The organism is Rubrivivax gelatinosus (genome assembly GCF_016583785.1).
GTDB lineage: Bacteria > Pseudomonadota > Gammaproteobacteria > Burkholderiales > Burkholderiaceae_C > Rubrivivax > Rubrivivax gelatinosus_B.
Map to the genome: position 1 here is coordinate 1 of NZ_NRRU01000120.1, position 13,700 is coordinate 13,700.

The 13,700-nt window shown below is 70.2% G+C and carries 13 protein-coding genes and 3 tRNA genes; 1 reads left to right on the forward strand and 15 read right to left on the reverse strand.

The features are described 5' to 3' along the window. The coding region (locus CKO43_RS22220) for a TetR/AcrR family transcriptional regulator (protein ID WP_200380006.1) at positions 1 to 643 on the forward strand (643 nt) is incomplete at its 5' end. A 43-nt stretch (positions 644 to 686) separates the two neighbouring features. Here CKO43_RS22220 and CKO43_RS22225 read toward each other — a convergent pair. The 15 genes from CKO43_RS22225 to CKO43_RS22295 form a co-directional block, all read right to left on the reverse strand. Then, positions 687 to 762, reverse strand: a tRNA-Glu gene (locus CKO43_RS22225). A gap of 97 nt (positions 763 to 859) precedes the next feature. Next, a tRNA-Glu gene (locus tag CKO43_RS22230) sits at positions 860 to 935 on the reverse strand. Positions 936 to 972: 37 nt separating this feature from the next. Continuing rightward, positions 973 to 1,048, reverse strand: a tRNA-Ala gene (locus CKO43_RS22235). A gap of 52 nt (positions 1,049 to 1,100) precedes the next feature. Then, positions 1,101 to 2,489: a glutamate--tRNA ligase gene (gene gltX, locus CKO43_RS22240; protein ID WP_200380007.1), complete on the reverse strand. Its 1,389-nt coding sequence runs from the start codon at positions 2,487 to 2,489 to the stop codon at positions 1,101 to 1,103. Continuing rightward, positions 2,486 to 3,691 carry an O-succinylhomoserine sulfhydrylase gene (locus CKO43_RS22245; protein ID WP_200231970.1) on the reverse strand — a complete coding sequence of 402 codons (1,206 nt, stop codon included), beginning with the start codon at positions 3,689 to 3,691 and terminating at the stop codon, positions 2,486 to 2,488. The genes gltX and CKO43_RS22245 overlap by 4 nt, the downstream gene beginning before the upstream one ends. A gap of 4 nt (positions 3,692 to 3,695) precedes the next feature. Continuing rightward, a complete protein-coding gene (gene purF / locus CKO43_RS22250; protein WP_200231969.1) occupies positions 3,696 to 5,204 on the reverse strand; it encodes an amidophosphoribosyltransferase in 1,509 nt (502 codons plus the stop codon). A gap of 14 nt (positions 5,205 to 5,218) precedes the next feature. Continuing rightward, complete coding sequence (locus CKO43_RS22255) at positions 5,219 to 5,716, reverse strand: CvpA family protein (protein ID WP_200231968.1); 498 nt, start codon at positions 5,714 to 5,716, stop codon at positions 5,219 to 5,221. Further along, positions 5,716 to 6,531: an SPOR domain-containing protein gene (locus CKO43_RS22260; RefSeq protein ID WP_200380008.1), complete on the reverse strand. Its 816-nt coding sequence runs from the start codon at positions 6,529 to 6,531 to the stop codon at positions 5,716 to 5,718. The genes CKO43_RS22255 and CKO43_RS22260 overlap by 1 nt, the downstream gene beginning before the upstream one ends. Before the next feature lie 6 nt (positions 6,532 to 6,537). Next, positions 6,538 to 7,818, reverse strand: a complete 1,281-nt coding sequence (gene folC, locus CKO43_RS22265) for a bifunctional tetrahydrofolate synthase/dihydrofolate synthase (RefSeq protein WP_200380009.1) — start codon at positions 7,816 to 7,818, stop codon at positions 6,538 to 6,540. A gap of 53 nt (positions 7,819 to 7,871) precedes the next feature. After that, positions 7,872 to 8,744 carry an acetyl-CoA carboxylase, carboxyltransferase subunit beta gene (gene accD / locus CKO43_RS22270; protein WP_200231965.1) on the reverse strand — a complete coding sequence of 291 codons (873 nt, stop codon included), beginning with the start codon at positions 8,742 to 8,744 and terminating at the stop codon, positions 7,872 to 7,874. After that, complete coding sequence (gene trpA / locus CKO43_RS22275; protein WP_200380010.1) at positions 8,741 to 9,571, reverse strand: tryptophan synthase subunit alpha; 831 nt, start codon at positions 9,569 to 9,571, stop codon at positions 8,741 to 8,743. The genes accD and trpA overlap by 4 nt, the downstream gene beginning before the upstream one ends. Further along, the gene (gene trpB, locus CKO43_RS22280; RefSeq protein WP_200380011.1) at positions 9,568 to 10,815 is read right to left on the reverse strand and encodes a tryptophan synthase subunit beta; all 1,248 of its coding nucleotides are present in this window, start codon (positions 10,813 to 10,815) and stop codon (positions 9,568 to 9,570) included. The genes trpA and trpB overlap by 4 nt, the downstream gene beginning before the upstream one ends. Next, a complete protein-coding gene (locus tag CKO43_RS22285) occupies positions 10,809 to 11,465 on the reverse strand; it encodes a phosphoribosylanthranilate isomerase (RefSeq protein ID WP_200231962.1) in 657 nt (218 codons plus the stop codon). The genes trpB and CKO43_RS22285 overlap by 7 nt, the downstream gene beginning before the upstream one ends. A 13-nt stretch (positions 11,466 to 11,478) precedes the next feature. Next, positions 11,479 to 12,303, reverse strand: coding sequence for a tRNA pseudouridine(38-40) synthase TruA (gene truA / locus CKO43_RS22290; protein ID WP_200380012.1), 825 nt, complete (start codon positions 12,301 to 12,303; stop codon positions 11,479 to 11,481). Continuing rightward, on the reverse strand, positions 12,296 to 13,700 hold a 1,405-nt coding region (locus CKO43_RS22295; RefSeq protein WP_276570317.1), incomplete at its 5' end, for a FimV/HubP family polar landmark protein. The genes truA and CKO43_RS22295, both read right to left, overlap by 8 nt.

Consider the following 13,700-nt stretch of genomic DNA (forward strand, 5'->3'; position numbering starts at 1 on the left):
CGATACAGCGTCTTCTTCGCCAGCCCGGCCCGAGAACGAAGCCAGCGATGCCGCCGTGGCGGCCGCGACCTGGCTGTTGCTCAACGAAGGGTATGCGGCGACGACGATGGAAGCAGTGGCCAAGCGCGCCGGGCTGGCGAAGAAGACGCTGTATCGCCTGGCGGCCAACCGCGAGGAACTGGTGGCCCTGGTCGTGCGCAGTTGGACCGATGGTTTCCGCCCGGCGATGGCGGTCGATGTGCACTCTGGCCCCGATGTGGTGCCGGCGCTGGCCGCGATCCTGCGGCAGGTGGCCGAACGCGTGCTGTCGGCAGAGGCCGTCGGGCTGTTCCGCCTGCTGAACACCGACTTCCCGGCCAAGCCGGAACTGCTGGCGATCTACCAGCGCAACGGCATCGAGCGCGGTCGCGCGATGCTGGCGGACTGGCTGCGGCGCCAGTGTGCCAAGGGCTTGCTGCGGGCCGAGGAGCCCGAGGTCGTCTGCGACCTGCTGCTGTCGATGGTCATCGCCGAGCCGCTGCGACAGATGGCACTGGGCCTGACGTCGCCGGTTCCCGAATGGGATCCGGGGCCGCGCATAGACCGCGCGCTGCGTCTGCTGGCCGGCCAGGCCTGTGCAACGGAGCTGGCCGGCAGGCCCTAAAACGACAAACGGCAGCTAACGCTGCCGTTCGTGGTCTACCTTGTGGCGTCCCCTAGGGGATTCGAACCCCTGTTACAACCGTGAAAGGGTCGTGTCCTAGGCCTCTAGACGAAGGGGACTGGATGCTGCGTCGTCTCGGCGAACCCCGGTTCTCCCGACGCGGAAAACCGGCTCTCTCAAAAGACAAACGACACCGTGTGGTGTCGTTTGCTTTTTTGGCGTCCCCTAGGGGATTCGAACCCCTGTTACAACCGTGAAAGGGTCGTGTCCTAGGCCTCTAGACGAAGGGGACTGATTCTTCGCACTTCTCGAACGGCGCTGATGACTTTTGGTGGAGGTAAGCGGGATCGAACCGCTGACCTCTTGCATGCCATGCAAGCGCTCTCCCAGCTGAGCTATACCCCCTTGTGAGTACGTTCAACGCCGTTCAAGCGAGACCAAGAGTATAGAACGTATTTCAGATGGATTGCAAGCGTTCGAGCACGATTTTTCTCTCGAACAGCGCCAGCACCGCGTCGATCGACGGTGTCTGCGGCCGGCCGCAGACCAGCACGCGCAGCGCCGGCGCCAGCTGCGGCATCTTCAGCTGGTGTTCGGCCAGCGTCTGCTTCATCGCCGCGGCGATCGTGGCCTTGTCCCAGGCCACTTCGGTCAGGCGCTCGCGCAGCACGCGGATCGCCGGCTTCACCGCCTCGGTGACGTAAGCCTGCAGGTCCTCGTCGCGCGGCTTGATCGGCACGTAGAGCATCTCGGCCCAGTCGGCGAGCTCGACGACGGTGGTGCAGCGGTCCTTGAACAGCGCCGCGGCATGCGTCAGCTGGTCCAGATCGCCGACCGTGACGCCGCGCGACACGAGCTGCTGCTGCACCAGGCCCGCCAGGCGCGTGTCGTCGGCCTGCTTCATGTAGTGCGCGTTGACCCAGGCGAGCTTGGCCGGGTCCCATTGCGCCGGGCTCTTGGCGAGGTGGCTGCCGTCGAACCAGCGCACCATCTGGTCGCGCAGGAACAGTTCCTCGTCGCCGTGGCTCCAGCCCAGGCGCGCCAGGTAGTTCAGCATCGCCTCGGGCAGGTAGCCGGCTTCCTGGTAGGCGGTGACGCTGACCGCGCCGCGGCGCTTGGACAGCTTCAGCCCGTCTTCGCCGAGGATGATCGGGCAGTGGCCGAAACGCGGCAGCGGCGCGCCCAGCGCGCGGAAGATGTTGATCTGCCAGGGCGTGTTGTTGATGTGCTCGTCGCCGCGGAAGACGTGGGTGATCCGCATGTCCCAATCGTCGATGACCACCGCGAAGTTGTAGGTCGGCATGCCGTCCGGGCGCAGGATGATCAGGTCGTCGATCTCGGTGTTGGAGATCATGATCGGGCCCTTGACCAGGTCGTCCCAGGCGACCATGCCCTGCGGCGGATTGCGGAAGCGCACCACCGGCTTCACGCCCTCGGGCACCGGCGGCAGCACCTTGCCCGGCTCGGGGCGCCAGCGGCCGTCGTAGCGCGTCTTCTCGCCGCGTGCACGCTGCTCCTCGCGCATCGCGTCCAGTTCCTCGGGCGCGCAGTAGCACTTGTAGGCCGTGCCCTCGGCGAGCATCTGCTCGATGACGGCGTGGTAACGCTCCAGGCGCTGCGTCTGATAGAACGGGCCTTCGTCGTATTCAAGGCCCAGCCACTTCATCGCCTCGAGGATCTGGTCGACCGATTCCTGCGTCGAGCGCTGGACGTCGGTGTCTTCGATGCGCAGCACGAACTGGCCGCCGAAGTGTCGGGCGTAGGCCCAGGAATACAGCGCGGTGCGCGCGGTGCCCAGGTGCAGGAAACCCGTCGGCGACGGGGCAATGCGGGTGCGGACGTTCATGCCAGTTTCAGTTGATCCAGGCCGCGCGCGAGGTCGGCCTTCAGGTCTTCGATGTCGTCGAGGCCGACCGCGACGCGGATCATGCCCTGGGTGATGCCGGCGGCCTGGCGCTGGGCCTCGCTCAGGCGCCCGTGCGAGGTGCTCGCCGGATGCGTGATCGTGGTCTTGGTGTCGCCCAGGTTGGAAGTGATCGAGCAGATGCGCGTCGCGTCGATGACGGCGAAGGCGCCGGCGCGTTCGCCGCGTGCGATGAAGGAGACGACGGCGCCGCCGCAGCCGTCCTGCTGCGCCATCGCCAGCGCGTGCTGCGGGTGCGATGCCAGCCCCGGGTGGTAGACCCGCTCGACCGCCGGGTGCGCCTCGAGCCAGTGCGCCAGCGCCAGCGCTCGTTCGCTCTGCGCCTTCATCCGGATCGACAAGGTCTCCAGCCCCTTGAGCACGACCCAGGCGTTGAACGGCGACAGCGTCATGCCGGCGCTGCGCATCACCGGCACGAGCTGCGCGTCGATGACCTCCACCGGGCCGCAGATGGCGCCGGCGACGACACGCCCCTGGCCGTCGAGGAACTTGGTGCCCGAGTGCACGACGAAGTCGGCGCCGAACTCGACCGGGCGCTGCAGCGCCGGGGTGCAGAAGCAGTTGTCGACCGCCAGCTTGGCGCCGCCGGCATGCGCGATCTCGGCCAGCGCGCGGATGTCGCAGGTCTCGGTCAGCGGGTTGCTGGGCGTCTCGGCGAACAGCAGCTTCGTGTTAGGGCGCATAGCGTCGCGCCACTGGGCGACCTCGGTCTGCGAGACGAAGGTGGTCTCGATGCCGAACTTGGCGAAGTCCTGGAACAGCTTGATCGTCGAGCCGAACACGCTCTGCGAGCAGACGACGTGGTCGCCGCCCTTGAGCAGCCCCAGCACCAGCAGCAGGATCGCCGACATGCCGCTGGCGGTGCCGATGCAGCCGGTCGTGCCTTCCAGCGCCGCCAGCCGGCGCTCCATCATCGTCACCGTCGGGTTGGAGAAGCGGCTGTAGACGAAAGCCTCCTCCTCGTTGGCGAAGCGACGCGCGGCGGTCTCGGCGTCGGGGTGCACGAAGCTGCTGGTGATGAACAGCGCCTCGGAGTTCTCGCCCCACTCGGTGCAGGGCAGGCCCTCGCGCACGGCCAGGGTGTCGCGGCGCGCGTCGGCGGGCAGGTCGGTCTTGCGGATCATCGGATCATTCCTCTGCGCTTTGTAGCGCGAGACGGGAGCGGGCCGGGCCGTCTTCTTCGTCGAACTGCAGCTTGCGCTGCGTCTCCATCGCCTGGAAATCGGCGGCGCTGACGTCGCCGGTGACGTAGACGCCGTCGAAGCAGCTCGCCTCGAAACCCTGCACCTTGGGGTTGAGTGCGCCGACGACCCGTTTCATCGCGTCGACGTCCTGGTAGATCAGCGCGTCGGCGCCGATGAACTCGCGGATCTGCTCGATGCTGCGGCCGTGGGCGATCAGTTCCTCCTTCGTCGGCATGTCGATGCCGTAGACGTTGGGGAAACGCACCGGCGGCGCGGCACTCGCCATGTAGACGCGGCGCGCACCGGCTTCGCGCGCCATCTGCACGATCTCCTTGCTCGTCGTGCCACGCACGATGGAGTCGTCGACCAGCAGCACGTTGCGGCCCTTGAACTCGACGCCGATCGCGTTGAGCTTCTGGCGCACGCTCTTCTTGCGCACCGACTGGCCCGGCATGATGAAGGTGCGGCCGACGTAGCGGTTCTTGACGAAGCCTTCGCGGTACGGCTTGCCGATCTTGTGCGCCAGCTGCATCGCGCTCGGGCGGCTCGATTCGGGGATCGGAATGACGACGTCGATCTCGCTCGGCGGCATCGTCGAGATCAGGCGCTGCGCCAGCGTCTCGCCGAGGTTCAGCCGCGCCTGGTAGACCGAGATGCCGTCCATCACCGAGTCCGGCCGCGCCAGGTAGACGTACTCGAAGATGCAGGGGTTCAGGCGCGGCGCCGCGGCGCACTGCTGGGTGTGCACGTTGCCGGCCAGGTCGATGAAGACCGCCTCGCCCGGCTCGACGTCGCGCACGAAACGAAAGCCGCTGCCTTCGATCGCGACCGACTCGCTGGCGAGCATGACCTCGCCGTCGGGGCCGGCGCCCATGCACAGCGGGCGGATGCCGTGCGGGTCGCGGAAGGCGAGCAGGCCGTAGCCGGCGATCAGCGCGATCACCGCGTAGGAGCCGCGCACGCGCCGGTGCACCGCCGACACCGCGGCGAAGACCTCGTGCGGCGTCAGCGGCAGGCCGGTGGCGGCCTTGTCGAGCTCGTGCGCGAGCACGTTGATCAGCACCTCGGTGTCGCTCTCGGTGTTGATGTGGCGGCGGTCGATGTCGAACAGCTCGGCCTTCAGCGCGTGCGCGTTCGTCAGGTTGCCGTTGTGCACCAGCACCACGCCGAAGGGCGCGTTGACGTAGAAGGGCTGCGCCTCTTCCTCGCTGTAGGCGTTGCCGGCGGTCGGGTAGCGCACCTGGCCGAGGCCGACGCTGCCGGGCAGCGCGCGCATGTTGCGCGTGCGGAAGACGTCGCGCACCATGCCGCGCGCCTTGTGCATGAAGCATTTGGTGCCGAGCATCGTGACGATGCCGGCGGCGTCCTGGCCGCGGTGCTGCAGCAGCAGCAGCGCGTCGTAGATCAGCTGGTTGACGGGAGTCTTCGCGAGAACGCCGACGATGCCGCACATGGTGGGGATTCCTTTCAGGCCGGCAGTTGCCGCGCCAGGTCGACCGGCAGCACGGGCTTGAGCCCCTGCATGGCGGTATTGAGCCACATCGCGCCGTGCGACTGGCGCCACGACGGCGATTGCGCCACTGGCGTCCAGGCGACCACGGTCGCCAGCACCAGCAGCACGACGGCGCCGCGCAGCAGGCCGAAACCGGCGCCGAGCGCGCGGTCGGCAGGCGACAGCGGAGTCGCGTGCACCAGCAGGCGCACCAGGCGCGCGAGCAGGGACCACGCGACGAGCGTGGCGATGAAGGTGAGCGCGAAAGCCGCGCCGTGATTGAGCGCGCCGCCGGGCGTGCCGACCGGCAGGTGGCGCGCGAGATCGGCCGAGAACCAGTGCGCCGCGAACCAGGCGACGACCCAGCCGGCGAGCGCCATCGCCTCGAAGACGAAACCGCGCACCAGGCCGACGACGGTCGAGACCGCGAGCACGGCAGCGAGCATCCAGTCGACCCAGCCGAGGTCCGGCATCACAGCGTCAGCACCGCCGCCGGCAGCCCGGCGGACTTGAGCTTGGCGGCGGCACGGTCGGCGGCCTCGCGGCTGTCGAAAGGGCCGACGCGCAGCCGGGTGCGTTTGCCCGCGCTGGTCTCGACGACCTGGGTGTAGCTCTTGAGCCCGCTCCTGTCGGCGCGCGAACGCGCCTGGTTCAGCGCCGCGGCATCGGCAAAAGCGCCGATCTGGACGACGAAACGCACTTCCTTGGCCGCCGCCGCGCCTTCGAGCAGCGCCCTGGCACGTTCGGCATCGCTGCGTGCCGGCGCGGACGCCGGCTTGGACGAGGGTTTGACCAGCGTCACCGCAGCATCCGGCTTGACGGGCGCCGAGGCCGGTTTCGCCGGCGCGGGGGCAGCGGGCGTCACCACCGGCGCCGGTGCTGGCGTCACCACCGGCGTCGGCTCGGGTTTGGGTTCCGGCGTGGGCTCGGGCTTCGGTTCGGGTCTGGGCTCGGCGGCCGGTTCCGGCTCGGTGCCGGCATCCGCGGGTGCGTCAGCGACGACGACACCGCTGGAGCGCAGGCTGCGTGTCGGCGTCTGCGCCAGCGGCGACGACGCGGCGCTGCCGCGCAGCTCGATCGGCACGTCGACGGAGACCGGGCGCGGCTGGGTGTCGAAGACCAGCGGGAAGCCGACCACGCCGACCACCAGCAGCACCGCGGCGCCGATCAGGCGGCGGCGGGCGCGGGTGCGCGCGGCCTGCACGTCGGCACCGTCGTCGGCCGGCGTCGCGGAGCGGCGCTCGGGCGCCGGGGAGGGTTTACGCTTCAGGAACGAAGGCAGGGGCATCGGGTGTCAGCCGGCGTGCGGCGCCGCCAGCCGCGGCAGGCCGTCGCGCAGAACGCCGCCCACGGTGAAGAACGAGCCGAAGACCACGATTCTATCGGCTGGGTCGGATGCGGCGATCGCGGCCTGCAAGCCCTCGGCCGGCGAAGCGTGCAGCATGACCTCGCTGCCGGGCCCGACCACCGCGGCCAGCTCCTCGGGCGTGGCGGCGCGCGCCGTCGGCAGCGCACACAGGTGCCAGACGTCGATCAGCGGCCGGATCCTGGCCAGCGCGCCGGCGATGTCCTTGTCACGCATCGCGCCGAAGACGGCGCGTGTGCGCGGGTAGAAGCCCATCGCGTCGAGGTTGAGCGCCAGCGCCGCCACCGACTGCGGGTTGTGGGCGACGTCCAGCACCAGCGCCGGCTGCCCCGGCACGACCTGGAAACGCCCCGGCAGGTCGACGAGCGCCAGCCCGGTGCGCACCGCCTGGGCGCTGATCGGCAGACGCTCGCGCAGGCTTTCGAACACCGCCAGCGCCGCCGACGCATTGAGCAGCTGGTTGGCACCGCGCAGCGCCGGGAAGGCCAGGCCGTTGTAGCGCCGGTCGCGGCCGCTCCAGTGCCACTGCTGGCGGTCGCCGCCGTGGTGGAAGTCGTGGCCGGCGAGCCAGAGGTCGGCGCCGATCTCGCGCGCGTGGTCGACGACGGAAGCCGGCGGCACCGGGTCGCCGATGATCGCCGGGCGGCCGGTGCGCATCACCTGTGCCTTCTCCAGGCCGATGCTCTCGCGGTCGGGGCCGAGGTACTCGGTGTGGTCGATGTCGATGCTGGTGATGACGGCGCAGTCGGCGTCGAAGGCGTTGACGGCGTCGTAGCGCCCGCCCAGGCCGACTTCGAGGATCACCAGGTCCAGCGGCGCCAGCGACAGCAGGCGGGCGATGGCCAGCGTCGTGAACTCGAACTTGGTCAGCGTGATGTCGCCACGCGCCTGCTCGACGGCCTCGAAATGCGGCAGCAGCGCGTCGGCGTCGACCGGGCGGCCGTCGACGCGGCAGCGTTCGGTGAAGTGCACCAGCTCGGGTTTCTGGTACAGGCCGACGCGGTAGCCGGCCTGCCGCGATATCGACTCCAGCATCGCGCAGGTCGAGCCCTTGCCGTTGGTGCCGGCGACGACGACCAGCGGCATCGTGAAGCGGATGTCCAGCCGGCGGGCGACCTCGACGGTGCGCTCCAGCGACAGGTCCATCGAGATCGGGTGCATGCGCTCGCAGTGCGCGAGCCAGTCGTCCAGCGTGGCGGGCGTGGTCATCGGAAGCAAAACCGGGCCACGAAGGGCCCGGCGTCGTCACAGGAGGGAAATGTTCAGGCCACCGCGTCGGCGCTCTGGCGCTGCAGCATCGCGAGCATGCGCGCGACCGTCTGCCGCATCTGGCGGCGGTCGACGATCATGTCCAGCGCACCCTTGGTCAGCAGGAACTCGCTGCGCTGGAAGCCTTCGGGCAGCTTCTCGCGCACCGTGTTCTCGATGACACGCGGGCCGGCGAAACCGATCAGCGCCTTGGGTTCGGCGATGACGACGTCGCCGACGAAAGCGAAGCTGGCCGAGACCCCGCCCATCGTCGGGTCGGTCAGCACGCTGATGTAGGGCAGCTTGGCGCGCGCCAGCCGTGTCAGCGCAGCGTTGGTCTTGGCCATCTGCATCAGGCTCAGCAGGCCTTCCTGCATGCGCGCACCGCCGGTGGCGGCGAAGCTGACGAAGGGCACCTTCTGCTCGACCGCGGCTTCGACACCGCGCACGAAACGCTCGCCGACCACCGAGCCCATCGAGCCGCCCATGAAGTCGAACTCGAAACACGCGGCGACCAGCGGCACGCTCATCACCGCGCCGCCCATGACGACGAGCGCGTCGGTCTCGCCGGTGGTCTCGAGCGCGGCCTTCAGCCGCTCGGGGTACTTCTTGCTGTCCTTGAACTTCAGCGCGTCCACCGGCAGCACTTCCTGGCCGATCTCCCAGCGCCCTTCGGCGTCGAGGAAGTGGTCCAGGCGCTCGCGCGCACCGATGCGGTGGTGGTGGTTGCACTTCGGGCAGACGTTGACGTTCTGCTCGAGGTCGGTCTTGTAGAGCACCGTCTCGCAGGACGGGCACTTGATCCACAACCCCTCGGGCACCGTGCGGCGCTCGCTCGGGTCGGTGGGCTGGATCTTCGGCGGCAGCAGCTTTTCCAACCAGCTCATCGATTCACTCCTTGTTCGCAGGCGTCCAGGGCGGCGCGGATCTCGGCGATGAAAGCACGCGCCGCGCCGGCCACCGTGGCCCGCGGCTGCTCGTGCAGAAGCTGCACCAGCCGCGAACCGATGACGACGGCGTCGGCGACCTCGGCCACCGCTCGCGCCGTCGCGGCGTCGCGGATGCCGAAGCCCACGCCGACCGGCGTTTTCACGTGCGCGCGGATGCGCGGCAGCATCGCCGCCACCGCCGCGGTGTCCAGATGGCCCGCGCCGGTGACGCCTTTCAGCGAGACATAGTACACATACCCGCTGGCGAGCCGGCCGACCAGGCGCATACGCTCGTCGGTGGAGGTCGGTGCCAGCAGGAAGATCAGGTCCAGGCCGGCCGCCTTCAGCTGCGCGGCGAAAGCCTCGCACTCCTCGGGCGGGTAGTCGACGATCAGCACGCCGTCGACGCCGGCAGCCGCGGCATCGCGGATGAAGGCGCCCGCGCCGTTGCGGCCGTCGTAGCGTTCGACCGGGTTAGCGTACCCCATCAGCACGACCGGGGTGTGCTGGTTGCGTTCGCGGAAGCTGCGCACCGCGGCGAATACGCTGGCCAGGCCGATGCCACGCGCCAGCGCGCGCTCGCTCGCCTGCTGGATCACCGGGCCGTCGGCCATCGGGTCGGAGAACGGCACGCCGAGTTCGATGACATCGGCGCCACCGTCGGCCAGCGCGGCCATGATGTCGGGCGTCGCGTCGGCGAAGGGGTCGCCGGCGGTGACGTACGGGATCAGCGCCGAGCGGCCGTCGCGGGCCAGGGCCTCGAAGGTGGCGGCGATGCGGCTCATTGCGCACCTCCCTTCACCGTCTGGCCGCGGCACGAGGGGCGGCAATAGAAGTCGGCACCGGACAGGTCGGCGACGGTGCCGATGTCCTTGTCGCCGCGGCCGGACAGGTTCACCAGCAGGATCTGGTCGGCGCGCATCGTCGGCGCGATCTTCATCGCGTGCGCCAGCGCGTGGCTGGACTCGAGCGCCGGGATGATGCCCTCGGTGCGGCACAGGTGGTGGAAGGCCGCAAGCGCCTCGTCGTCGGTGATGCCGACGTATTCGGCGCGGCCGATGTCCTTCAGGTAGGCGTGCTCGGGGCCGACGCCGGGGTAGTCCAGGCCGGCCGAGATCGAGTGCGTCTCGGTGATCTGGCCGTTGTCGTCCTGCAGCAGATAGGTGCGGTTGCCGTGCAGCACGCCGGGCGAGCCGGCCGACAGCGAGGCCGCGTGTTTGCCGGTCGCGATGCCCTGCCCCGCGGCTTCGACGCCGATCAGCCGCGTGGCTTCGTGGCGGATGTACGGGTAGAAGATGCCCATCGCGTTGCTGCCGCCGCCGACGCAGGCGATCACGGCGTCGGGCTGGCGGCCGGCGAGTTCGGGCATCTGCACCAGACACTCGTCGCCGATGACGCGCTGGAAGTCGCGCACCATCGCCGGGTAGGGGTGCGGGCCGGCCACGGTGCCGATGATGTAGAAGGTGTCCTCGACGTTGGTGACCCAGTCGCGCAGCGCCTCGTTGAGCGCGTCCTTCAGCGTCTTGCTGCCGCTTTCCACCGGCACCACCTTGGCGCCCAGCAGGTGCATGCGGTAGACGTTGGGGCTCTGGCGCTTGACGTCCTCGCTGCCCATGTAGACCACGCATTCCAGGCCGTAGCGCGCGCAGATCGTCGCCGTGGCCACGCCGTGCTGGCCGGCGCCGGTCTCGGCGATGACACGCGGCTTGCCCATGCGCCTGGCGAGCAGCGCCTGGCCGATGACGTTGTTGATCTTGTGCGCGCCGGTGTGGTTCAGGTCCTCGCGCTTCAGGTAGATCTGGGCGCCGCCGAGTTCGCGGCTGGTGCGCGCGGCGTGGTAGATCGGGCTCGGGCGGCCGACGAAGTGCTTGAGCTCGTAGCGGTACTCGGCGACGAACTCCGGGTCCTCGCGGTAGCGCGCGTAGGCGTCCTGCAGTTCGTGCAGCGCGTGGGTGAGCGTTTCGGCGACGAAGCTGCCGCCGTAGGGCCCGAAATGCCCGCGGGCATCGGGCTGGTCGTAATTCAGCATGGTGGGGTGTCCTTCGATTCAGCGGCGCGGGCATCGGCCTCGCGCACCGCCTGGCAGAACCGGCGCATCAGCGCGGCATCCTTGATGCCTTTGTCGCGCTCGACGCCGGAGCTGACGTCAACGGCCCAGGGCCGGACGCGAAGCACCCCATCGGTCACGTTGGCAGGATTCAACCCACCAGACAAAACGACCGGAATGGGCACGCTTGGTGGTATCAGTGACCAATCGAAGACCTTTCCGCTCCCGCCGTAAGCCTCGACATGGGTGTCGAGCAGCAGGCCCGTCGCGCCGGTATGGCGCCGGGCGAAGTCTAACAAATCGAAACCCGGCGCCATGCGCGCCGCCCGCAACCAGGGGCGGCCGGCGGCCGCGCACTGCTCGGGCGTCTCGTCGCCGTGGAACTGGAGCAGCGCCTGCGGCAGCAGCTGGCCCGCATGTGCGACGGCGGCCGGCTCGGCGTTGACGAACAGCAGCACCGGCGTCACGAACGGCGGGAGCCGGCGCGCGAGTTCGGCAGCGCGTTCGGGCGTCAGCGCGCGCGGGCTCTTCGGGTAGAGCACGAAACCCAGCGCGTCGGCGCCGGCTTCGACGGCGTCGGCTACGTCGGCCTCGCGCGTCAGGCCGCAGATCTTGATGCGGGTGCGGGACATCGGGCGGCAAGCCTCAGACCAGCCAATCCATGGCCGGAGTGTGCTCGGGGAGGGCGAAGGCCGGATCGTAGTACGGGCCGAGGAAGTACAGCCCCTCGGGCGGGAAGGTCGGCGCGGCAGCGTCGCGGGAGCGGGCGGCCAGCACCTCGGCCATCCACTCGGGGCGCTGGCGGCCGCTGCCGATGGCGACCAGGCAGCCGACGATGTTGCGCACCATGTGGTGCAGGAAGGCGCTGGCGTCGAAGTCGAAGCGCCAGTAGGCGCCGCGGCGGGCGACCTCGATCGACCGCATGGTCTTCACCGGCGTCAGCGCCTGGCAGCCGGCGGCACGGAAGGAGCTGAAGTCGTGTTCGCCGATCAGCTGCGCCGCCGCCGCGCGCATCGCGTCGCCGTCCAGCGGCCGGAAGACCCAGCCGCAGACGCCGGCTTCGATCGCCGGGCGCACCGGCGCCTCGAGCACGACGAAGCGGTAGCGGCGGCCGCGTGCGCTGTTGCGGGCGTGAAAGCGTGCGTCGACCTCCCGGCACCACTGCACCGCGACGTCGTCGGGCAGGTAGCGGTTGGTCCCGCGCACCCAGGAAAACGGGTCGCGTGCGACCGGCGCGTCGAAGTGCACCACCTGGTTCAGCGCATGCACGCCGGCGTCGGTGCGGCCGGCGCACAGCGTCGACACCGGCTGCGCGGCGAACTTGGCGAGCGCACGTTCGAGCACGTCCTGCACCGTGCGGCCGTCGGGCTGCGACTGCCAGCCGTGGTAGCGCGCGCCCTTGTAGGCGATGCCCAGCGCGATGCGGCCGCCCGGCGCGACCGCCGGGCCGCCGGCGTCCCGATCAGCCAAGCGTGGACAGCATCGCCTGCGCCTTGGACTTCAGCGCGCCGTCGGCCTTGGCGATGACTTCCTCGAGCAGGTCGCGCGCGCCTTCGAGGTCGCCGATCTGGCGGAACTCCTCGGCGAGTTCGAGCTTGCGTGCCAGCGGGTCGCCGTCGCCGATCGGCGGCAGCGTGTCCGGGCCGAGGCCGAAGTCGCTGAAGTCCAGCGAGGGCTCGCCGCTGGCGGGCGCGCTCGCCGGCGGCGGCGAAGGCGGCGCGAGGTCGCCGAGGTCGAAGTCCAGGCCGCCCAGGTCCTGCGGCGGGCTCGAGTCGGCACGCTCGTCGAAAGCCGAGGTCTCGGGCGTCGGGATCGGTTCGTCCAGCGGCGCCGGGCCGGTGTCGACCAGCGGCAGCTCGAAGTCGAGCGGCGCGTTGGCCGAACTCGGGCCTTCGTCGCGCGGGATCGGCCGCGTCGCGTCCATCGTGGCCGGCGCCGCCGGTGCCGGCGCGTCGATGTCCAGGTCGAGATCGAGGTCCAGGCCGGCGGCCGGCGCCGGTTCGGGCTCGGGCAGCAGCGACGAATCAGGCGTGAACGGCGTCGGCTTGGCCGCATGCGGCATCGTCGTCGCACCCAGCGGCTCGATCACCTTGCCGCCGGGGCCGACTTCGAGCGTCGGCGCCCCGCCCGGCTGGTACAGCGGGTTCTCGGGGTCGATCTGGCGGCCGAGTTCCTGCGCCTTCTCCCAGTCCTCGCCGCTGCCCTGGGTGGTCGTGAAGACCTGGGTCGCGAGCAGTTCGAAGCCCTTGGTGTCGCGGCGCTTCAGGTAGACCTCGAGCAGCTTGAGCCGGATCGCCATGCGGTCCGGGTTGGCGCGCATCGCCTCCTTCAGGATCTCCTCGGCCTGCAGGTCGCGGCCGTAGGCGAGGTAGACGTCGGCCTCGGCGACCGGGTCGACGTCGCCGATCGCGTCGAGCTGCGACAGCGAATAACTCATGGACGAGGGCGAGCCGGACGGCGTGGCTTCGCGCGTGTCGATGCGCTGGCCGCCGCTGCCGCCGAAGAAGGAATCGGGCTGCAGGCGGCTCTCGAGGAAGGAGGTCTCGCCGCCGCCGTTGGCGCCGCGCTGGCGCCGGCGCCAGAACAGCAGGCCGCCGAGCAGGGCGACCAGCAGGCCGCCCGCCGGCAGCAGCATCGGGTTCTCGAGCAGCGCGTCGAGGAAGCTCTGTTCCTCCTCGGCGACCGGGGCCGGGGCCGACGCGGGCAGCGGGCGCTTCTTCGCCGGCTGGGACGCAGCCGCCGAGGCCGGCACGGCCGCAGAGGCCGCTTCAGGTGCCGATGCCACCGGCGCCGCCGCGGCGACCGTGACCGCAGGCGTCGGCGTCGACGCGGGTGCGGCCGGTGCCGCCGGGGCGAGGGCCTCGACC

What these genes read in the sequence shown, in the direction of transcription:
- purF (WP_200231969.1), bottom strand. Translation starts at nt 5,204, where the DNA reads ATGTGCGGCATCGTCGGCGTTCTCGCGAAGACTCCCGTCAACCAGCTG.
- CKO43_RS22260 (WP_200380008.1), bottom strand. Translation starts at nt 6,531, where the DNA reads ATGCCCCTGCCTTCGTTCCTGAAGCGTAAACCCTCCCCGGCGCCCGAG.
- trpB (WP_200380011.1), bottom strand. Translation starts at nt 10,815, where the DNA reads ATGCTGAATTACGACCAGCCCGATGCCCGCGGGCATTTCGGGCCCTAC.
- CKO43_RS22285 (WP_200231962.1), bottom strand. Translation starts at nt 11,465, where the DNA reads ATGTCCCGCACCCGCATCAAGATCTGCGGCCTGACGCGCGAGGCCGAC.
- CKO43_RS22245 (WP_200231970.1), bottom strand. Translation starts at nt 3,691, where the DNA reads ATGATCCGCAAGACCGACCTGCCCGCCGACGCGCGCCGCGACACCCTG.
- accD (WP_200231965.1), bottom strand. Translation starts at nt 8,744, where the DNA reads ATGAGCTGGTTGGAAAAGCTGCTGCCGCCGAAGATCCAGCCCACCGAC.
- gltX (WP_200380007.1), bottom strand. Translation starts at nt 2,489, where the DNA reads ATGAACGTCCGCACCCGCATTGCCCCGTCGCCGACGGGTTTCCTGCAC.
- folC (WP_200380009.1), bottom strand. Translation starts at nt 7,818, where the DNA reads ATGACCACGCCCGCCACGCTGGACGACTGGCTCGCGCACTGCGAGCGC.
- trpA (WP_200380010.1), bottom strand. Translation starts at nt 9,571, where the DNA reads ATGAGCCGCATCGCCGCCACCTTCGAGGCCCTGGCCCGCGACGGCCGC.
- CKO43_RS22255 (WP_200231968.1), bottom strand. Translation starts at nt 5,716, where the DNA reads ATGCCGGACCTCGGCTGGGTCGACTGGATGCTCGCTGCCGTGCTCGCG.